Raw genomic sequence first — 19,808 nt, 5'->3', positions numbered from 1 at the left:
AATCATATCTACTATTTCCCTGTATGTCTATAGACAAGCTGTTTCAATTCTGTGCCGCCCCTATCCCTTCACTTCAAAAAAAACTGAACAGCGTGATATACCGGGCTAGTACGGCATATCACGCAGTTCAGGATTGTAATTAGTTATTCTTAACTGCCAGTGAGAACCAGCATTTGCAGGTTGATTGTATTCTGTACAGCAGAATAGGAATAAAATTTCCGTGACTTCTTATACATAACAGAATCTAATCTGCTGTTTATTTCCCATCCGCCCCCGGGCTGGCTGAAGGAGTAGGCTCGATCCCAGTTGTAGCCTCTGGCGTACTATCTGGATTACTATCTGGAGTACTATCCAGAGTACTCTCCGAACTAGCCTGCAGCTTCAGCGTATAGCCTCCGGCGGTGATTACATCACCTTCCGCCAGCTTCGCTCCAGACTCCAGCTCCACCGTCACCTCATATACGGGCGCAGGAGTTCCCGCGCCCAAAGCTCCCGCTGTCGGGGAGGCGGCTGCCTCACCCATGCCGCCGCTGTTCCCTGCGGCAGCTTCACCCGTGCCGCCGCCGTCCCCTGAGGCTGCTTCACCAGCGCCGCCGCTGTTCCCTGCGGCTGCTTCCCCAGTCCCGCCGTCAGCTCCGGCGGCCAGGCAACTGCTCGCAGTTGCTACAACCTTGTAAGTGTCCGTAACGTTGTTACCGGACATCACAATGATCTGCGCCGGCTTGAATGCGATACAATCCGCCTCATCGGCAAAGCTGAACACCAGCTTGGCGTTTTCATTTCCGCCGCCTGCTGTTCCGCTGCCTTCGTTCCCGCTGCCGGCAAGCCGTACAGAGGCTGGGGCTTGAACTTGTCCCCCCGCATCCGTGGTGGTGCCCCGAACCGGGCTCAGGGTCGCAGCCGGCGCAGCGGTATCCCCGCTGCCGCGCAGCATGCTCATTGCGATGATGGCAATAATCAGTATGATACCCAGGATGCTGCCGGAGATCAGGATCTGAAATCGGCTGCGGCTAACCCACCGCGCCAGCGGCGAAGCCAGCTGGGAGCGCGCTTCGTTGTATACATTTTGCAGTGCCGGGCCTGCGGCGGCGGCATAGCTTTTGCGGAATTCGCGGCTTTTGAACGCCTCGCGGTCACTGTTCAGGAAGTACTTCAGAACGGCCCGGCGATACCCGGGCCAGAGCTTTTTATTCGAAATCGAAAATAGCGGATTGCCCTGCGACCAGGCTAGGAAACGGTAGATCGTCTCTTTATCCCCGCCCGCCTTGCGCTTCAGCAGTTCCATCAGCGTCTCATAATCCAGCGGTCCATCCTGCCGCTCACTATTATGATAAAAGGCCAATGGCACACGTTCGAATGGCTCAATACTGTGCGATTCCTTCAACCAGCGCCGTCCGAGCAGCTGCACATCATCCAGCTCTCGGGGAGACAACCCGGCAAAAATCTCCTCATCCGGCTTCTCCTCTCCGAACCAGCGGTACGCAGCGCGCAGAGCATTAGCTTTACGCTTCGCTATAGCATCCAGCGGGGGCTGCCAGTCTGCCGTATCCCGGTAGCGCAGGAAAGAAATCTCCAGCAGCTGCTCCAAGGAGAGCTCGTCCAGCGAGATCCGGTTCAGCAGGAAGCGGTCAGCAGCCGTTCCCAGCTCCTGCAGCAGCGACAAGGCCTCAGGATGGATTCCGCCGCCTTTGCGCCGGTCCTTCTCCGCCTTCTGGATCGACTCATGCACCATGGCTACCGCAGCAACCGGATCATTGTCCCGCTGCAGCATCTCCAGCAAATATTCCTTAACCATATCGCGTACAAAAACCTGCTGCAGCACCTCCGGCAGAAGCCGGCCGAAGTGGGCTACTATACGCAGCACATCTGCCGTTCCGGCTGCCGCGGCAAGTCTGGATTCCAGATACGGTTCAAACAGCGCTTTGCGGAAGATCGTCTGAGGCAGTATTCTTTTGAAGAAATCCTCACTCAGCGCATCATCGCTCTCAATTATACCGTAGGCCGCAGCCAGCACATCTTCTCGGCCTGCGTTCCGGCAATTCAGCATCCCGTTAATGAAATAATCGATGACTTTGACCCGGTAGTTATGGCCCGGCAGCGCAAAATACTCCTTGAACCGTTCCAGAATCTCCGGCGACGGAATCCCGTTCTTGCGGATCAGATCATATTCGCGGTCAAACCGCTCCAGGAACATGTCGTTCAGCCGGACCCGGGATTCCAGCGCCCCTTCCGGCTTCAGGTAGGACAGCAGGCCGCCAAGCACAGCATTCTTATTCTCTGTATATAAGGCTTCATTGCCCTGTTCAATCTCATAGAATACAGCCAGCTCATTGTAGAGTGCCAGTGACAACTTGCGGTCCACACTTTCGCCAGGCAGCAGGGAATCGGCAAATCTGGCGAAATCTTTGAGAACGCCGCCCTTTTGCCCAAGCGCCTTCCACGCAAGGTCTGCATACGTCTGCCGGGACTCGCCGAAATCGGCATTAAGCACCCGCCCGCTTGCCAGATCGAAGATATAATCCTTCTCAATATTGCGGTCACCCGGGCGTAAGGAGCCCTTCTCCACAAAGGTCAGGTGAATATATTTGCGGCTTTGCGGCTCTTTGGCATAAGTGATCACTCCCAGCCTGCGGCGGAAGTCATACGGCAGGGAAGCATAGATGACCTCCGTCAGCTCCACCGCACGCTGCGACAACTCACTGATCGGTACATCGAGCGCCACATAGATCTTTTTCTTCCCGGCTACAGACAGCATGACCGCCTGCAGTAAGGCTTTGAACAGCTCCTCGGTGAAGCCGAGGCTGCCGAGCACGGTCAGCGGGTCCGCAGCATGCACACGGCCCTCTACCGGTATAGCTTCCAGTTCAGGCAGTATCCCGCCTGGCTCTCCCTCATAGCTCCGCGCAAACCCGGCATTCAGCCATTGCCCGTATCCCTCGAGAATCTCCTCAGAGCGGATGGGCGGCACCACGAAATTATGGGCAAAAAAAGCGCTCCGCTGCCCTGTGAAATCGGCTACCAAATACCGGCTCTGCCCTATCACGGTATCATTCGTTTCCGTATGAAACAGATGCAGGGCGGCAGGGTACTGCGTTTCATCCTTCTCGCCGCGCGCCGTCAGCTCTGCCGGAGCATCGTAGAGGCAAAAGGGATGCAGTATTTTTTTGATGAAATTATTGTCCAGGCTCTCCGACTTCGCTACCGTATCAAATCCTTCTGTCGTCCGGTACACGCCGCGCCGCTCCCGGGTATACATCTGCTGGGTGATCATGGACCCTGAAAATCTGTTCACGGCCCGTCGCTCCCCTCAATATAGTTCAGTTTGTGCAGCAGCCAGATGAAAGGCTCATCCACACGGATTGGGCTGACTACACCTTCTATCCTTTGATTCACGGGATTGCTGCCCAGTGCGGAGACGGCAAAATACCCCGTATTCGCAAAATACACATCCATCGTATCCTTGAACGGACGGTCCACCTTCTCAATGAAGCGGCGGATTTCACCGTCAATGTTGTGGAACTCATCCAGATTGAGCGTTTTGCGGTGCACATAGTTGTTGAATACATTGCTGTTGGACTTGATGTAGTCGCCGTCCTCATCCTTAAGGGAATGCAGCATGTCGCTTTTGGCGAGCACTACAGCGGTAGGAATATCGGTTTTGCTCTTCTCCTGGTAGGCGATGAAATCGCCGAACATGGTCAGCACCACATCCCGCGGCTCGTCATACTGCGAGACCCATTCACCCGGACGGTCCCCGAAGTTGATGCGGATCTTCTCGCGGACCGAGCGGATCTGCAGCGGATCGACCATGAACAGGATGCCCGCGGAGTTCTTGATATGCTGGCCGTGCAGCCCAAGATAATCCTGATCCACCATCCCTTCACCGGCAACATCGAAGAATACCAGTGTCAGCGGGGGTTTGGATTCATCCTTGAATACAAATTGGAAAATAAACGGCTCCTGCATTTTCTCCTTCTGGGTTGAAGCCAGCAGATCGCCCCGTTCAAACAGCGGTTCTTCGTACAACGTACGGAATTTGCGGCTGATCTCGGCATTAAGCGGCATGCAGGCCGCGTCAAAATGCCCCGCCGTCGTATGCTGGAGCGTATGGATCAACGAGGTCATATACACCGACTTCCCGACCTGGGAAGCGCCGATGATCGAAATAATATTGCTTGGCACCTTGCCTGCCGTCACGGGCAGCTCATTGTGGCAGGACGGGCAGAGCCGTCTGCGCGTAAGCACCCCATAGCGGTCGGTGATGCCGGTCAGTACATGGTCCGTATAATGGTGGTACTCCTCCGGAATATCTGCCGGATTCAGAATGGCTTCCATATCGTCAACCGTATCGAGGCCGAAGCGCTCACGGTATTTATTCAGCGCATCGTCTTCGCCCAGCGCATAATTCTCGTCATCCTCGCGGCTGTGCATAGCCCGAAAGACAACATCCTCCGGCTGGAACCGGGTGAAGCAATACGGACAGACAATATCATAAAAAAGCGGCCGCACCTGCGGCTGATTCTTTTTTTTAAACCGGTTGAAAAAAGACATCTCTTGTCCTCCTGTATGTGTTTGTTGAACTTGCTGATGAGCAGCGACCCGCTCCCGCGAGCCCTCTCAACCAAGTATCCGTCCTGCTCACTCCGGCACCAGTTCGTAATACAAACCGTATTTGCGGCCATCCGTAAAAAAGATGCGGACAGTGTCCTCCTTGCCGATTTCAATCGGCGGCAGAACGTTGCGTCCGGCGGCGAAATCCTGGACAAACGGGAAGAGCACACCGTCCTCTTTGGATGCCGGAAATCCGCCCCTTTTTTTCACATAGCACAGTACGTCTTTGGATACGGGCACTTCGGCCGTAAGCGTCATATGTACTGTTTTTTGCTTGCCGAACAAGCTTTTTCTCTGCTGGATGGAGTAATAGATTCGCGCTTTGCCCGCACTGACCAGTGTCCGGTTCGCACCATCACGCTGGCGTACAAGCAGGGTGTCCCCTCCATCCGTAAGCCGGGCATACACGGTATATGCAATCAGTCCGATGTCGTCCAGCCGGTCGCGGTATCCGTTATTGGCCTTATACTCCTCCCGGGTGTATAGCTTCATGCCGGAAGGCGGAAGCTCTCCGCTATCCGGCGCTTCCGCAGGTGCCTTATGAATGTAAACCGCCTGCACACTGTCCGGCCACCGCCAACGCAGCGTACAGAACCTGTCCTCCACCCGGGAGGTCACCTCCGTAATTGCCGATGTGGAGGAAACAACTTCGGCGTACCTCATGCTGTAGGCTCCTTTCGCCGTCTTTATCAACTTCTTTTTTCAATCTGCCAACCCTTTGACTTCACAACTGTTACCCAAGCTCTTCTCCCGATTATTCGAGCTGATTTTCTGGCAACCGCGTTAAAACCCTTTGCTGCCCCGATTTCTACGCGGGGATGGTAAGCCTTTCGTCGTTGATCCGGGGCCTTCTGAACTTCTTCCTCTTTTGCGGGAAAGTCGTCCTTCTCCGACAGGAATCACATAGGTGAACAAGGCAATCACAGCCGTTAGAACAAGCAGTGCCAACAGCCGGGTCATGGCGTCCCCGAAGGCATGGCCGTCCAGGCCAAATTCCAGAATCAGCCCGGCGAACAGGCCGGATACTGCGCCGCCTACTCCAAAGCTCCGCGCCAGATGACGGTTGTCAAACACAATGCCAAGTCCGATCCCGAGAGCCGTACCTATAAGCAGCAGCGCCAGAATGCGCACCCCGGCATAATACGGGCTGTCTGCCGTTGAATCACTGCGAACCGTCAGCAGCGTCCGGTCGCCCAGCCGGTCATAGATTTGTTGAAACACACCGCCCAGGAGCTCCGCATTCGTCACATCATAATACTGCCCGCCGGTGGTGGTTGCGATATCCTGAAGCAAAGCTGCTCCCGAAGGATCATCCAGTGCAAGACCAATAGTATTGACCTTAATCCCGCGGTCCACATACTCCGCAAGCTCCTTCGAGGTATCCAATTGGCTGAAACCGTCGGACAGCATAATAACCATAGCTCCACGCCCGGATGGATTGTCACTGTTAATGACACCCATAGCTTCCGCAAGCGCACCTCTGAAGTTCGTACCGCCTTCTGTAGTCTGCAGACTGCGGATGACTGAGGTTACCTTTTCCCGGTTCGCTGAGCTGGATAGCGGGACCAGCGGCTGAACCACCGAGGCGTCTTGACTGAACGTTACTACTGCCACCCGGTTATCTTCATCCATGCGCTGTACCAATGCTTCTGCAGCCGTGTAGCGGCTGTTGCCCGGATCGCTCTGCATCATGCTGCCAGAGTCATCAATGACCATGACTACATCTTTTACCGGTCGCACTCCGCCGAAGTTCAGCTCGTACACGAATTCGGTTAGTGTACCAACCGCGAACAGCAGCACCAGCGTCAAAGGCAGCAGCTTCCAAGATAACCCCAGATATCGCTGCTTCCACGACAAGCCGTTCAGTCTGGGTGAAATGATCTCTGCAAGCAAGCTGCCCACTCCGACCCCAAGGGCCACAATAGCAAAATAGATGCCGATCAGTACAATCGACGGCAGATCATAAGGCCTGCTGTCCAGCAGCAGCTCACCCAGCACAAAGGCAACCCCACCGCCCAGCAGACTGAAGAGGAGCAATAGCAGATTGATTTTTCGCTGCATCGATACCATCCTTTCCCGGAAAAGCTTGAATTGAGCAGATATGACTTCTTGTGGCACTATTCAATTGCACCTTCAGCAATTGAATGCCCGCTACACCAGTGGAATTCTGCAATAAGCACTCAGGCCCTGCCCATCCCGATCTGCTTCCACTCCATCTATCTCAGCTCTGGTAACTGGTCCTCGGCTACTCCGTGCAGCCGGTAACCGTTGCTCGCGTAGGTCTCATAGTAGACTTTGCCGTTGCGGTAGTAGAGCAGATCCTCCAGATGGAAGCCGCCCATCAGGTTCAGCTTCTCGACACCGCTTCTGCGCTGTTCATGCACCAAACCGAGACGGTATATGCGAGTCGTCTCATCGGCACTGAAGGCATAACGCAGGAATTCGGAGCCGCTGTCACCGAAGAAATATTTCTCCTCATGACGGTGCTCCTGCGTATATTCGAACAAGCGGACGTTGATGCTCGCTTCTTCCTCCAGGCTGCGGTAGAGCCGTTTGAACAGCTCCTCCTTGGAGACAATCTCACGGTTCTCGTAAGCCGCCGCGACATTGGCGCGCCGCAGCAGTTCTTCCTCAAACGGCAATGCGAACGGCTCCGCCGTCAGCAGCTCGCGGCGGCACAACTCAATCAGCCGTTCAGCTACTGCGGCCTCTCCTTGGCGAAGCAGCTCGGAGACACTCCCCAGGAAACGCTCGCTGAAGAAAACACCGGGACCCCGCCGCGCTTCTATATCCCGCATAACTTCTTCCGTGACGGTCCGGTAATACTCCATAATGTTCTGTTCCACCGTCTCGCTTGTGCGGCCGATGCTGGCAAGCGCCAGGCTGCGCAGCTCCTCATCCAGCGCCTCCATGGTTGACACCTTGGCTTTGCTGTCCGCATGCAGTTGCTCCAGCGCCTCATCGTAGCGCAGGCATAGCGCGAGCTCACTCTCCATGCGCAGCAGCTCATATTTCCTGCCATATACACTTGCGAATAAATAATGAATGAAATTGCGCACCGTCCGTTTGTCCAGCAGCGGCACACGCTGGAACGGCTGGCGCTCCACGCTCTCCGCGTAGAGCTGGTCCAGCTCCTCCTGCGCGGAGAGAATCGCCGACCGGAGTCCGGCCATATGCTGGCGCAGCGCATGCAGCACACTGCCGCCGCCCTGCTCGGCGGTCCATTCCGCCAGCTGGTAGAAGGTCAGCGGCGGAACCGTCTGTTCCTGACCCGCCAGTACAGCGGCCCACTCGCGGGCAGGGTCCAAAGCCGCTGCCCGCCGCGATGCCACCTCCGCAAAGTTGCTGCGGAAATAGGCCTGCCCGCCGTCTCCGAACAGCAACACTTCGGCCTCGCGCAGCGACAGCGGCTTCAGCTCACTATAAGAGGGCCGGCCGTGACTCATCAGCCCGGTCATCTCTTCAATTCCCGCCTCATCCGGTAGCAGCGAAGCTGTCCGTTCCCGCAGGGAATCGGCGCTTAGGCCAAGCAATGCCTGCCGCTCGCGCAGACTGACGTTCCCGCCTTCCTTCAGGGCTTCGGCCAGATAATGAAAAGCATGAGCCAGCACCGCGAGAGCGATTTGCCGGTTCGGCCTGCGCACTGCCGAGAACCCGGCGGAGGCATACCCCTGTCTTCCGGAGCTGCCCCGGATACCGCTTTTGAAGGTCATATTATTGTAGCCGCCGTGTCCCGTAGCCGTATCTGTAGCCGGACGTACACGGTTCTTGAGCAGGCTGATATGAGCGATGATTGCATAGTTGTCGTCCATGCCATGAGCGGACATCATGCCCCGCTCATTCTTGTCTGAGAGCAGATAGACGAGATCGAACAGCGGAGAAGGATTATGGGCCACCGGTATGGACAACCCGTCCTCTGTGACCAGTAATGGAGCACTGAAGGCATAATCCGGCTGCTGCATCCCGTCCAACTCACGCAGAAAAGCCAGCCCGACCGAGCTGGAATAGCCAAAGTTGTCCCCCTGCTCCCGCTCATTGATCAGCGCGTACAGGTCGGTCTGCACCGACTTGAACGATTGGCTGAGCACAGCGCGGGCCAGCAGGGCAACCTCCGGCAGCAGCACATTAAGCGGGTCATCAACCCGTGTAATAATTGTGAGATGGATGACGTCAAATGAAGAATAGAGCCGTCCATAATCGGCTATGCTGTTGCTTAAACGCCGCAGGATCCGGTTCATTCCGGCCAGGAACCGGCGATCTTCCTGAAACTCGCGATAGATATCCTGACGAACGGTGCGGGGATCACGCCCCGCCGTTTCCGGCAGAGCCATGGCCAGAACACGCTCTCTTCTGCCGCTTTCAGACTGCACCTGATCTCCGTAACGGGCATTTCCGGCTTCAATCTGAACCTGACCGTGAGCCTCAGTGCCACCGCCAGTCTGTCTTGTGTCCACACCGGACGCGGCATGCAGCGCCATAATACCGCCCGCATTGTCCCATTTCCGCTCACAGCTGTCCAGCACCGGGCCGATGGCCGGAGCCACCTTGTCACCCAGGAACAGGAACAGGGCAGGATAATGAATACTGCTGCGCCCGTCCCCTTTACTGCGCTGCGCCTCTTCCTGCGCCGCATATTGCTGTGAATAGGTTAACGCCTGTGCTTTGATCATAGGGCTACTTCAGCTTTCTACGGATGCTGCCAAGCTTGCCGGTCAGGCTCTTGTAGAAGCTGTACATTTCATCGCCGTCCGCATACTCTACCCGCTCATATTCCAGACTGTCGCGTGCTTCCAGGAAGGTGACATACAGACCTTCCAGCTTATACAGCAGCGGAGTCACATCCTCCGCTGCAGTCATTTCCCCGGCACGGCGCGCCGCCTTGCGCAGCAAGACGCTGCGGCTTTTCTCATCCAGTCCGCGGAAATGGCGGTAGACGGCATACTCCACATAGCTGCGTTCCTTCATTAAGTTGGCGAACGGCTCCCAGGCATCCTCGTCCTCGTCACGGTCATAGACGTAGAGGGCACCCTTTTTGGTGATGGTATCCGTATATAGAGCTTCCATAAACTGATCGATCCACTTGTCTTCATCGAGATATTGATGGAGCAGTCCATCCAGCTCGGTCGCCTTCGCTGCCAGCGCATCATATTTGGCCAATTCCTCCCGGACCCGCGTAATCAACTGCGGCGAACGAATGAGATTTTCCTGGGCCAGATCCTTATTGATGCTGCCAAAAATGTCTTTAACCCCTTCGCGTTCCAGTCCGCTTACCCGCAGCGACTTCAGCTCATCGGCCGCCTTTTTCACTTCGCCAAGATTCGGACGCGACATACCAAGCTGCAGGTCGTAGCCGCTAAGCATTTTATCCACATCAAACGACTTGGTGAAGACGACTGAGAAGCGGCTGCTGGTATTTTCGTCGAGGCCTTTTTCAATAATAACCCCGATCTCCAGCGCTCTGGCAAAATCAGCCCGGATTCTGGCATTATAATCCCGGACACGGGTATTAATGTAGGTATCGCCCCATGATTTCTCCGGAATCGGCGAAGGCAGATAGGTCCAGTTGTCCTTGTCAGTCATCACCAGATGGCGGCCGATGCCTTCCTTGTCCAGAATCGTCCGTTCATAATTCTCCTCGAATACCCGAAGAGGCGTATATACGAACAGCGGCACCCCATTACGCGTATTGAGCCAGAATATCCGGTTCTTGACTTCGCTTTCCTTAATTGTAAACTGCGATTTGCCCAGCGCATTGTTCTGGTAATTCCGGATTCCCTTAAGAATGCCCGGTGCCTTAACCGGTACAGAGACAAAACCCCACGAAGGAAAATGCAAACTGCCGGAGCTGTTACTGAGGTGGAAGATCGGCACTGCATCCTCATCCAGACGTCCGGCGATAATCCGCTCCACGAATTTGTCCAGCGGCTCTTCACGGCCATATTTCATCACCAGGAATTCTTCCATGGAACGGGTAATCAGGTCACCGAATTTATCACTTAGGAACTCTGAAATAGAGCGTACGATGTCGATTTCCTGCTCCTTGACCCAGCGCCCGGAATGCTTCAGCATCTCCCGTGTGAAGTCACGGATCAGATCGTCGCCATCCTTTTGATCCATCACTTTGGAAATGGTAGAGGCAATATCCGGCACGTTAACGATATTCCAATAGTAGGTTTTGTTGCCTTTTTGGTCGGCCTGCTCTTCGCCATTAATCAGAATGTCGCCATTCTTCTCGAAGATCGTGCTAAGCGCACTGAGGATCTCTGTGAATACACCGTAAATCCGGTTATTCTCTTCATTCAGCAGCTCAAACAGGTCTTCATAGAACTCAATCATCTGCTCAGTGCGTTCCACGTCGGCATGAAGCCAGTACTCATTGATCTTGGCTTCAATATAGGCATTCTTCTTCTTCTCTTTGGAGACAAAAGCGCTCCGCGCATCGCCCAGCTTCTCCTGCGCGCTGTCCTGCGCTGTCTCAATATCGCGCGGCAGACGCAGCAGGCTCTCGCGCAGCGCCTCAATATAGGACTGAATCAGCTTCAGAATACAGAAACCCTTCTCGGTATAGAGCAGCCGTGACACATAGAACGGACCTTGCTCGGGATGCAGGAAGATACGCTCCAGCTCCTCGCCGAAGCGTGCGGTAATCTCTCCGGGAAGCTGCTTCTTGGACTTGATATATTCCTCACGGGCACGGGCCAGAAAGTTCTGCTCCAGCTCCGTATCCATGTCCACCACCTGGTGCTTAATGACATTGCTGTGGCTCAGGCGTTCACTGTTCTCATAGCCGGGCAGCGGCTCTGGCACACGGGATTCGAAGGTCTTGATCATGCTGTCGAGATCAATCCCAAGCTTGCGCGCAAGCTTCTCCACATCCTCCTGTCCCGGAGCCTGCTGGAACATTTTGTCCATCTTGTCAAACAGGCGGAATGCCAGATACGTTGTCATTTCCTCAATCGGCAGTACTGCAGACGAAGCACCGATGATGTTGTATTCATAATTGGCAGGATACGTCTTGTTCATCTGCGCAATATTCGTGCGGATGTTGCTGATATAGTCGTGGATGGCGAATTCCTCACCCGACTGCTTTTCCTCGCTGGCCATGAAGTTCGTGATATTCTCCGCAGTTACATTCATGCAGTAGTCATAGGCATTCTCCAGCAGCTTGCCTTCGGTATTAGTCGCGGAGATCAGATGGCACAGGTTGAACGGAGGCAGCGGCGAATTCACGGTCAGGATATTGCCGTACTGCTGGCGGAACCGCTCCCCCCGGCTATCCACGTTCATCCAGTAGTCCAGCTCTTTGAGCGCCGCATAGCCATTCTTGCGGATATATTCGCGGGTATGCTCGCTCAGGCTTTTGTTCGCCAGATTCACATCCGGTGTAAACAGATATCCAAGCGTATTCACACGGTCGATACCGGCTGAGCCATAGTCCCGTTCAATAATCCCGCGTACGATATAGGCGATATCCAGAAAAGCACCGCTGCCTGTTCCGCCGGACAAGCCGGTCAGCAGGAATACCATCAGCTTCTTGCTGGTGCCGACAGACAGCGTCTTAATCTTCTTGTCGATAGCCGCTACAACCTGGTTGATCTTCGTGAACAGCAGCAGGCGTCCGGCCTGGCGCACTCCGGCAGCTCCGTTCATGCCATCGGTAATACTCAGCTCCGGCGACAGCCAATCCGTAATGTAAGGCTCCAAAATACTGCGGTTCTGCAGCAGTCCGCCGATTTCTGCATTAGCCAGCAGCACAAATTCATTCTGCGGGTCGAGGCCGATGCCCTTGTACCTCTTCCCCCGATCCTGCTCATTAGTCTCGAATGCAAGGAACTCCACATTATCGGGCTTATCCCGTTTCTTCTTGGACAACGGATCCTCCGGCAGCTTGAAGCGTCGGTTAATCTGATATTTCAGCCGCAGCAGGGCGTCAATGCCCGTACCGCCAAGGCCAATAATGAGGATAGGGTTATCAATCGTATCTACCCGGATTTTGTCGCTGACGATTCCTCCGCCCAGCGATACGTCAAGCTGCTGAATATGTTCTCTAACTACCGGTTTCATAAGTGCTCCCCCTTATATCAAATACTCCAGTAAAATCGTCTTGTCCACCGTAGCCAGGGCTACGGAAATACGGTCGCCGCTCTTCAGTTCCAGGCCGCGCGTCACATCGGCTGCGCGTCCTGATTTTTCGACCGAAATCCCCTCGCTGCCGCGCAGCATGAGACGGTCATTGTTGCCCGGCGTAAATACAAGCTTCTCGCTCTCTTTCAGCTCAGGCGCCAGCTGCAGCAGCTGATGCAGGGTGAATCTGCCCCGGAAAGCTGAGAGCTTCTTGTACTGCGGATAGGTTTTCTCGCCGGTATTGCCGTCCAGAACTTCCACTATCATCTGCCCTACGAATCCGCGGTTTGACTTTTGGCGGAGCATCCACAGCACCACTGCCGCCGCCAGTACCAGTACAACACCGCCGATAATGTAGTAGAGCGTTTTATTAGAAGAGTTATCCTGTGCAGGCTCAGCGTTGCCCGTTCCTGCTGGCGGGGCGGTAGCCACCGTCCCTGTCTTGGCATTGATCGCAAGCACATCACTTTCGCGGTAGAAGCTGCTCTCCTCCGCCCGCACCTTCAGCTCATACTTATGGTTCTCGGCAATCTTATAAGAACCCTTGAACACCGCACCGGTGTTATCCATCGGAAGCTCCAGCACTTGACCCGTATCGGTATCCGTGACAAGCAGCACCGCCTTCATATCTTGATACAAATTGCTGAGCGTAACCTGAGTCCCATTGCTGAACAGATGGGATGAGATATCTACAGTATCGCCTTTCTGGTAGGTTTTGGATGAAAGTGCGTCCAGCTTCAGCTCGAGATCATAGTTGAATACAAGATTAATATCGATCTTATCCTTCGGCACACCCTTGACCTGAAGCTTCCAGTCCCCTTGCTCCGGGGACAGCAGCTTGATCAAGCTGTACGAGCTGGACTTGGAGAGCAGCACATCTTTAGACGGAATAGCCACTTCCTTGCCGGAGGGATCACTAAGCTTCGCCGTAACCGGCTGTGCAGACATAATGGAGATATTCGCCTCCAGCACGCTTCCATTAGGAACATTTACTGTGACCTCCTGGTAGCTGCCGTTGGCTGTGATGGATTGTACCGGAACCACCTTCAGTTTCAAATGGTCGGCAAAAATTTCGCTGAGAATCTGCGGAAGGTCATCCGCCGAATCGGTGGTGAACGCCTTGCCGCCTGTCTGGTCGGATAGCCCGGCCAGAATCTCCTTATTCAGCTTTCCATCAGCATTAAGACCTATAGTATAGACCGGGTAGCCTTTCTGCTTGGCGGTTGCTACCGCAGCGTCCAATTCCTGATCCGACTGGCTCTGCGTGCGGCCAGTTGCTTCATTAAGATCATTGTTGCCGTCAGCCAGCATGACGATCATCGGCTCATGTGCCGGGTCGCTGCCGTTCTCCAGTACCTTTACAGCCTCTTCCATCCCGACGGCAATATCCGTATAGGCGCCCCGGTCCAGACCGTCAATGAAATCTTTCAAATCCTGTTTGTCGGCAGCGGAGCCGATTTGCAGCAGGGCCTTCTCCCGCTGCACCTTGTCGGTATAGGCCACAATTCCGACCTTATCCCCTTGCGCGGATAGCATATCTATGAACATTTTCATCGCTTCATTTGCAATCTTGTTCTTGTCACTCTTATTCATTGAATTGCTGACATCAATCAGCAGTACAGCATCAATATGGGAAGGTGCGGGTGATGCCGCGCGGGCTGTCCCGGCTGCAAACGGCGCAGCTGCGATGCACAATACCAGCAGCAGCGGGAGAACATGCCGCAGTATGTTCTTGGCTGTTTTTGAAATATGAATCGGTGTACGAAGCATAAATAGGGCTCCTCTTGTGTTAAATTAGGCAAATACGGCAGGGTTGTCGGTATAGCTAAATTCTGTCAATAGCATGCCATTATGATATAATTAAACCTTGCAAACTTCAACTTTAGGGCGGCCAGCTTCCAACCAGAAAGGAAGAGTTACATGATTTCATACGCCATTCTCGGCATTACGTTTCTTTATGCAGTTATTCAGATGATTATCTATGCCTTCCGGCAGCGAAAACCGCTGACCCGTGATGATATTGAGGAGCGCTTGCTCGCTGCGCTGAACGGAGGCGACCATGCCGGTAAATAAGAAGAAACCCGTGACGTTCCGGCCCTTCAAGACTCCAAGGTATGCCTTTGACAAGCTGCGTATCTGCCGCCGGTGCGGCCGTTATACTGCGCTCGGTGAAGAACGGTGCAGCAAATGCGGCCATGCCTCGCTGACCCCGGTGGAGAAGCAGTCTGTTTCCCTAGCGGGACGCAAAATGCATACGCGGCTTCTGCTCGTTCTGCTGCTCACCCTGGGATCGGTCTATTTCGGCCAAAGCCTGCAGCAGATGGCCTTGTGCGGTGCCGGTGGCATCGTTCTGGCCGGTCTGCTCTTGTTCATGCAGCGGAAAGTGCGGCAGAACGAAAATCTGTATGCCCTGAATGAGCTGCTGGGCCGTAACATAGACAGCATCAGGGAAGGCCTGGAGATCAACCGCCAGGAGGCAGTATCTGTACTGCGTGAGAACGATGTGCTGGCCTATGAGAAGCTGCGCGAACTCTCGGTCCTGCTGCGCGGCGACCGGGTCGCCCGCCAGCGTGTCGCTCTGCTGCACGGTTTCCAGCTACGCAAGGATATGAATCTGGAGCTAGAGCAGCTGCTGCTTAAGGACTTCGAACCGCTACTCGCTGAATATATCGGCGAGATTGCCAAAGTGCGTCCGGAGCTTATCAAGGACCGCACACTGCGCTATGTCAAAACCTACGAAGTACAGATTCTTCAAATGGATAAAGGCGCAGCCATTCTGGCTGCTGTAGCTGGAGCGGCAGTGCGGCTGAAGCGTTACGCACTGCTCTACTCCGGCATGATCGGGAGATACATACAGGATCTGCCTAAGGACCGTTTTTTGCGTCTGAGCAGAATGATATCCGCCAGTCCCTACGAGGCCTGGAACGGGCTCGACCTCAAGGTGGCGGAAGTCCGTGAAGCCAAATACCGCTGGGACCCCGATTTCTAAATAGAGTACTGCAAGCCGGATAAGTACTGGAATTACAAAGGGGCTGCTATAGTATGACGATCAAACAAGCCTTAACCCTGCGGAATATTATGATCATTTTGTGTATGCTCATGCTGGTGCTGCTGGGGCAGAAGGGCCTCAGGCTCCAGAACAAGATAGAGACCGTGAGGGAAGCGGAGCGACTCTATGCCGCCGGTGACCTTATTTCCGCAGAGAATCAGTACCGCCTGGCGGCATCGAATGCTTCCATTCTCTACAAAGAAGGACAAATTGCCGCAAGGCTTAAGGAGCTGGCTCCGATTACGGCCATCCGCAGCGGACTGAGCACTCTGGTACTTAAGATTAAAGACCAACTGGTGACCAAGGATTTTGGCGGCTTTATGGAGAGCTATGCCTCTCTGGTGAATCTGAAAAGCCAATATTTGAAACCAGGCGGACCCTATGAAGCTTTTTATCGCCAGCTGTCAGCGGATTCAGGCATTTCGGATCAACTGGGGACAGGTTTTCAGCAGTTCAAGGGACAGTTCATTGCCGAGCTGCAAGCCAGCCAGAGCAATACTGGTAATGACGATGACAGCTTCAAATGGAATTTGCTTCGGATCCCCGATGTATATTTAGGCGGAGCTGATGCCAAAAAAGAATTGCTGGATACACAATTCCAAGTGCATGACTCCACCCGGCTCAAGGCTCTAGCAGCAGCAGGCAACTTCTCTCCCATGCTGGATTTCGCGTTGTCCCTTAACAGTGCCTACAGCAGCCACAGCTACACAGCACCTTGGATAGCCAGCCAGGTTGAGAAGAGCGCCAAGATCATTCTGGACAAAGATGTGGATGGTGACCAGATTGCCGCCTTCTCCACTCATGCTGCAGCGTACCGCCAATATGCCGCCTCAGCCGGTATTGCTTCCTCCAAAGTGATGACTCTAATCGACAGCACCACCTCCAAGCTGCTCCGAAGCGCCGCGCGGCTGGTGCGCAGTGGCGGGTACGCGGAGGCCATTCAGCGGTATAGCGACCTGGCTCCCCTTCAGGATACAACGGCAGAAATCGCCGCAGCACAGCTCGCATGGAACATTGCCGAGCCAGTCCGGCTCCTGCCCGGCGGGGAGGAGCCGGGTAAATATACGCATGTTGTCTCCGTTAGCGGGCGTTACGGTGCACGGATTGCTGTAGCCGGAACGGACAGCAGCGGACACATTTACTATGCGGATTTGAGCAATGACGGCATCGTTTCTACACGGACCGGAGATGCTGTGCCGGACTTCGAAAGTCTCAGCAGCCTTACTTTTGATGACCCATTGTCCGCCTACTCCGAAGTACCCGTGGTAGTGGCTGCAGGCAGCCGTGAAGACGGGCGGACCTCCTTCACGGGCTATGCCGTCAAGCCTGAAGGAATCTCCCTGCTGTTCTCGTTTGCCGGTAACAGCTACGAGCTGCAGCCGGACGATGCTTCCATCCGTGTCGCAAATGCAGATATGGGTGACGGTTCCGAGGGCCAGACTGCCATATTCCGTCAGACCAATGGAGCTTACCAGTTCTCCGAAATCTATCAGGAGTATCCGCTTATTGACGCCTCTGAGCTGGAGCTTCATCCCCTGGAGACCGTTACCCTGAAGGTGGATATTTATATCGATTCCACCGGACGGCCCGTAGCAAGCGCGAATGGGCGTTTGCTGGCCCTGCAAGGAAATGTGGGCACGGTTACCGGGCCAGCCTTGGCAACCGGCCAATTCCAGTATGGCTACGACTATGCAGGAACCGATGCAGGAGAGCAGTACGTGCCTGTATTTGCAGTAGAGTCGCTCGGGAGTCTGAATCCCATTCCCTGACCCCCTCTAATACTATTGTTGGAGCAGCGTAGTGATGCACGCTGCTCCTTTTGGTGTCTGCAGTGATTTCATTATTTTTTCATGATTACAGGATATAATGAGCCATATATAGAGCTCCTGAGGAGGCAACCATGCGCATTCTATTAGTAGAAGACGATACCAAACTCGGGTATATGATCCAATACAAGCTGCAGCTTGCAGGACATCTGGCAGAATGGGCCCGCAACTCGGATGAAGCGGAAGTGTTCTTCTCTTCCGCAGAATTTGATCTCTACATTCTGGACTGGATGCTTCCCGGCAAGACCGGCCTTGAGCTGTGCAGACAGCAGCGCCGTCTGAATGACAACACGGCCATTCTAATGCTGACCGCACGCGGCGAGGTTGAGGACCGTGTCAGCGGACTGCTCACCGGGGCGGATGATTATATGATCAAGCCCTTCGCCTTTGAAGAATTACTGGCCCGCATTACTTCCCTGGACCGCAGAAAACAAACGCAGGGATATGTGAACCAATATGCGGTCAGCGGCCTGCGGCTGAACCCGGCGACACAGGAAGCAGAACGTGCCGGAGTCACTTTTACCCTGACCAATCGCGAGTTTCAGCTTCTCGAGTTTTTGGCGCGCCATCCCGATGAGGTGCTGTCCAGAGAGCGGATTCTTAATTATGTCTGGGGCAACAATGCCGATGTTACGCTGAATGCGGTGGATGCGGTGATCAAGCTGCTGCGCAAAAAAGTGGATGACCCCTTCCCCGTGAAGTTAATAAAGAGTGTGCATGGAAGAGGCTACCGCCTGATAGATACCGGAGCTAGCCATGATACCTAATACCCGCAGGCAATTAACCATCTTTTACAGCACCATGATTGGACTGATCCTGCTCCTCATGGCGGCTTCCTTCTATTGGGTACTAACGGATGTGCTGCATAGGGATGAGCGTCATAATCTGGAGTCCGCCGGGCAAAAGGCCGTAAACGAATGGCTCCATCCATCCCTGGAGCCGCAGGAACAGGAGGAAATACGGGAACAGCGCCAGGAAAACAGCCAACGGATGGAATGGGAATATCTGCAGAGTGACCAATTTGCTGTGATTACAGATCTTTCATGGACCATCTTCGTTCATTCACCAGGGGAAAATAACCAGCTGCTCAAACCTTCCTTCCAGCGGCTGCTGGATGCCCAAGGAATTAACAACTATGTTCATTTAAGCATCTCTTCGGGGGACAGCAGAGCGAATTATGCGATACTGCGTGTGATGACAGGTGATAATAAGCACCCTGTTCTCTTGCTCGGGGAAGAGGTGAGCAAACAGGAACATGTATTGAAGGAGATGCGGCTGCTTCTCATCGGGATCACCCTTCTCCTCCTGGCGGTGGCCACCATCGTAGGATATATACTGGCCGGCCGGGCTATGGTCCCCCTTAACCATGCGTTCACAAGACAGCAGAAATTCACGGCTTACGCCTCTCATGAACTAAGGACACCTTTAAGTGTACTTCAGCTGTCGGTAGATATTCTGGAAGAGGAGCAGCACAAGCTTTCACCGGTCCATCAGACGGTACTTCAGGATATGAAAGAAGAAATACAGCGTATGACCCGTTTAACCGGACAACTGCTTACCCTGGCCAGAAATGATGCCTCTCTGCAGCAGATGAGACAGGAGGTATTCGACCTGCAGCATAGCCTTTCTTTTGCAGCCGCAAGAATGCAGCTTATGGCTCAAGAGAAAAATGTGAAGCTGCAGCTCCACATTGCGGCTACGGAAGATGCCTTTACCTGTATGGGTGACAGCGAACAGATTGACCAGCTTCTATATATTCTTTTGGACAATGCCATTAAATACTCTGCGGAAGGAGGCACGGTCACGCTGGGGATTTCCCGGAATGACAACAGCACTGTAAATGTAATCATTCAGGATACGGGCTGCGGGATTTCCGCGGAGGATCTTCCCCACTTGTTCGAACGGTTCTACCGGGTAGATCAAGCCCGAACAAGAGAGCATGGCGGCACTGGGCTGGGGCTCGCAATTGCGTACGAGATCGTCAGCAGGCACGGCGGCAGAATCGTCGTAACCAGCACTTTGAATCAGGGGAGCACATTTACGGTGATCCTTCCTGAAGCCAGACGAATCCTTAGACAACCACTCAAGTAGAAACGGCTACGCCGACCGATAAGGACGGTATCCGTTTCAGCGAGAAAGATAAGGATAATTGTTTGCGCGAAGCATATAAATCTTATCTTTTAATAAAATGGAGGTTT

The 19,808-nt window shown here is 54.2% G+C and carries 12 protein-coding genes; 5 read left to right on the top strand and 7 right to left on the bottom strand.

Annotation, left to right across the window (positions count from 1 at the left end; translation table 11 throughout):
* Positions 1–256 precede the first annotated feature (256 nt).
* The 7 genes from ACAN54_RS11430 to ACAN54_RS11400 all read right to left on the bottom strand — a co-directional run bounded on the left by ACAN54_RS11430 (position 257) and on the right by ACAN54_RS11400 (position 14,505).
* A complete protein-coding gene (locus ACAN54_RS11430; RefSeq protein WP_379154305.1) occupies positions 257–3,292 on the bottom strand; it encodes a GAP1-N2 domain-containing protein in 3,036 nt (1,011 codons plus the stop codon).
* Positions 3,289–4,551 carry a hypothetical protein gene (locus ACAN54_RS11425; protein ID WP_379154303.1) on the bottom strand — a complete coding sequence of 421 codons (1,263 nt, stop codon included), beginning with the start codon at positions 4,549–4,551 and terminating at the stop codon, positions 3,289–3,291. The genes ACAN54_RS11430 and ACAN54_RS11425 overlap by 4 nt, the downstream gene beginning before the upstream one ends.
* Before the next feature lie 87 nt (positions 4,552–4,638).
* Positions 4,639–5,274, bottom strand: coding sequence for a beta-mannanase (locus tag ACAN54_RS11420; protein WP_379154301.1), 636 nt, complete (start codon positions 5,272–5,274; stop codon positions 4,639–4,641).
* A gap of 120 nt (positions 5,275–5,394) precedes the next feature.
* Positions 5,395–6,672: a vWA domain-containing protein gene (locus tag ACAN54_RS11415; RefSeq protein ID WP_379154299.1), complete on the bottom strand. Its 1,278-nt coding sequence runs from the start codon at positions 6,670–6,672 to the stop codon at positions 5,395–5,397.
* Between the two features lie 155 nt (positions 6,673–6,827).
* Positions 6,828–9,281, bottom strand: a complete 2,454-nt coding sequence (locus ACAN54_RS11410) for an FtsZ/tubulin family protein (RefSeq protein WP_379154297.1) — start codon at positions 9,279–9,281, stop codon at positions 6,828–6,830.
* 4 nt (positions 9,282–9,285) lie between these two features.
* A complete protein-coding gene (locus ACAN54_RS11405) occupies positions 9,286–12,675 on the bottom strand; it encodes a tubulin-like doman-containing protein (protein ID WP_379154295.1) in 3,390 nt (1,129 codons plus the stop codon).
* Positions 12,676–12,687: 12 nt separating this feature from the next.
* A complete protein-coding gene (locus tag ACAN54_RS11400; protein ID WP_379154293.1) occupies positions 12,688–14,505 on the bottom strand; it encodes a vWA domain-containing protein in 1,818 nt (605 codons plus the stop codon).
* Positions 14,506–14,655: 150 nt separating this feature from the next.
* On the opposite strand from ACAN54_RS11400, the gene ACAN54_RS11395 reads away from it, so the two are divergent.
* The 5 genes from ACAN54_RS11395 (at position 14,656) to ACAN54_RS11375 (ending at position 19,701) form a co-directional block, all read left to right on the top strand.
* Entirely contained in the window at positions 14,656–14,808 is a 153-nt protein-coding gene (locus ACAN54_RS11395; protein ID WP_379154291.1) for a hypothetical protein, read from the top strand.
* Positions 14,795–15,724 (top strand): hypothetical protein, encoded by a 930-nt coding sequence (locus ACAN54_RS11390; protein ID WP_379154289.1) that lies wholly within the window; start codon positions 14,795–14,797, stop codon positions 15,722–15,724. Before ACAN54_RS11395 ends, ACAN54_RS11390 begins: the two co-directional genes overlap by 14 nt.
* A 53-nt stretch (positions 15,725–15,777) precedes the next feature.
* Positions 15,778–17,553, top strand: coding sequence for a hypothetical protein (locus ACAN54_RS11385; RefSeq protein ID WP_379154287.1), 1,776 nt, complete (start codon positions 15,778–15,780; stop codon positions 17,551–17,553).
* A gap of 131 nt (positions 17,554–17,684) precedes the next feature.
* Positions 17,685–18,377: a response regulator transcription factor gene (locus tag ACAN54_RS11380; RefSeq protein WP_379154285.1), complete on the top strand. Its 693-nt coding sequence runs from the start codon at positions 17,685–17,687 to the stop codon at positions 18,375–18,377.
* Positions 18,367–19,701, top strand: coding sequence for a sensor histidine kinase (locus ACAN54_RS11375; protein WP_379154283.1), 1,335 nt, complete (start codon positions 18,367–18,369; stop codon positions 19,699–19,701). Before ACAN54_RS11380 ends, ACAN54_RS11375 begins: the two co-directional genes overlap by 11 nt.
* The last annotated feature ends 107 nt before the right edge of the window (positions 19,702–19,808 follow it).

It is taken from the genome of Paenibacillus diazotrophicus, assembly GCF_042610465.1.
This window is presented reverse-complemented; position numbering and strand designations above follow the sequence as displayed.

Coding starts and splice junctions, on each gene's coding strand:
- ACAN54_RS11400 (WP_379154293.1), bottom strand. CDS start 14,505: ATGCTTCGTACACCGATTCATATTTCAAAAACAGCCAAGAACATACTG.
- ACAN54_RS11405 (WP_379154295.1), bottom strand. CDS start 12,675: ATGAAACCGGTAGTTAGAGAACATATTCAGCAGCTTGACGTATCGCTG.
- ACAN54_RS11420 (WP_379154301.1), bottom strand. CDS start 5,274: ATGAGGTACGCCGAAGTTGTTTCCTCCACATCGGCAATTACGGAGGTG.
- ACAN54_RS11425 (WP_379154303.1), bottom strand. CDS start 4,551: ATGTCTTTTTTCAACCGGTTTAAAAAAAAGAATCAGCCGCAGGTGCGG.
- ACAN54_RS11390 (WP_379154289.1), top strand. CDS start 14,795: ATGCCGGTAAATAAGAAGAAACCCGTGACGTTCCGGCCCTTCAAGACT.
- ACAN54_RS11375 (WP_379154283.1), top strand. CDS start 18,367: ATGATACCTAATACCCGCAGGCAATTAACCATCTTTTACAGCACCATG.
- ACAN54_RS11415 (WP_379154299.1), bottom strand. CDS start 6,672: ATGCAGCGAAAAATCAATCTGCTATTGCTCCTCTTCAGTCTGCTGGGC.
- ACAN54_RS11385 (WP_379154287.1), top strand. CDS start 15,778: ATGACGATCAAACAAGCCTTAACCCTGCGGAATATTATGATCATTTTG.
- ACAN54_RS11380 (WP_379154285.1), top strand. CDS start 17,685: ATGCGCATTCTATTAGTAGAAGACGATACCAAACTCGGGTATATGATC.
- ACAN54_RS11410 (WP_379154297.1), bottom strand. CDS start 9,281: ATGATCAAAGCACAGGCGTTAACCTATTCACAGCAATATGCGGCGCAG.
- ACAN54_RS11395 (WP_379154291.1), top strand. CDS start 14,656: ATGATTTCATACGCCATTCTCGGCATTACGTTTCTTTATGCAGTTATT.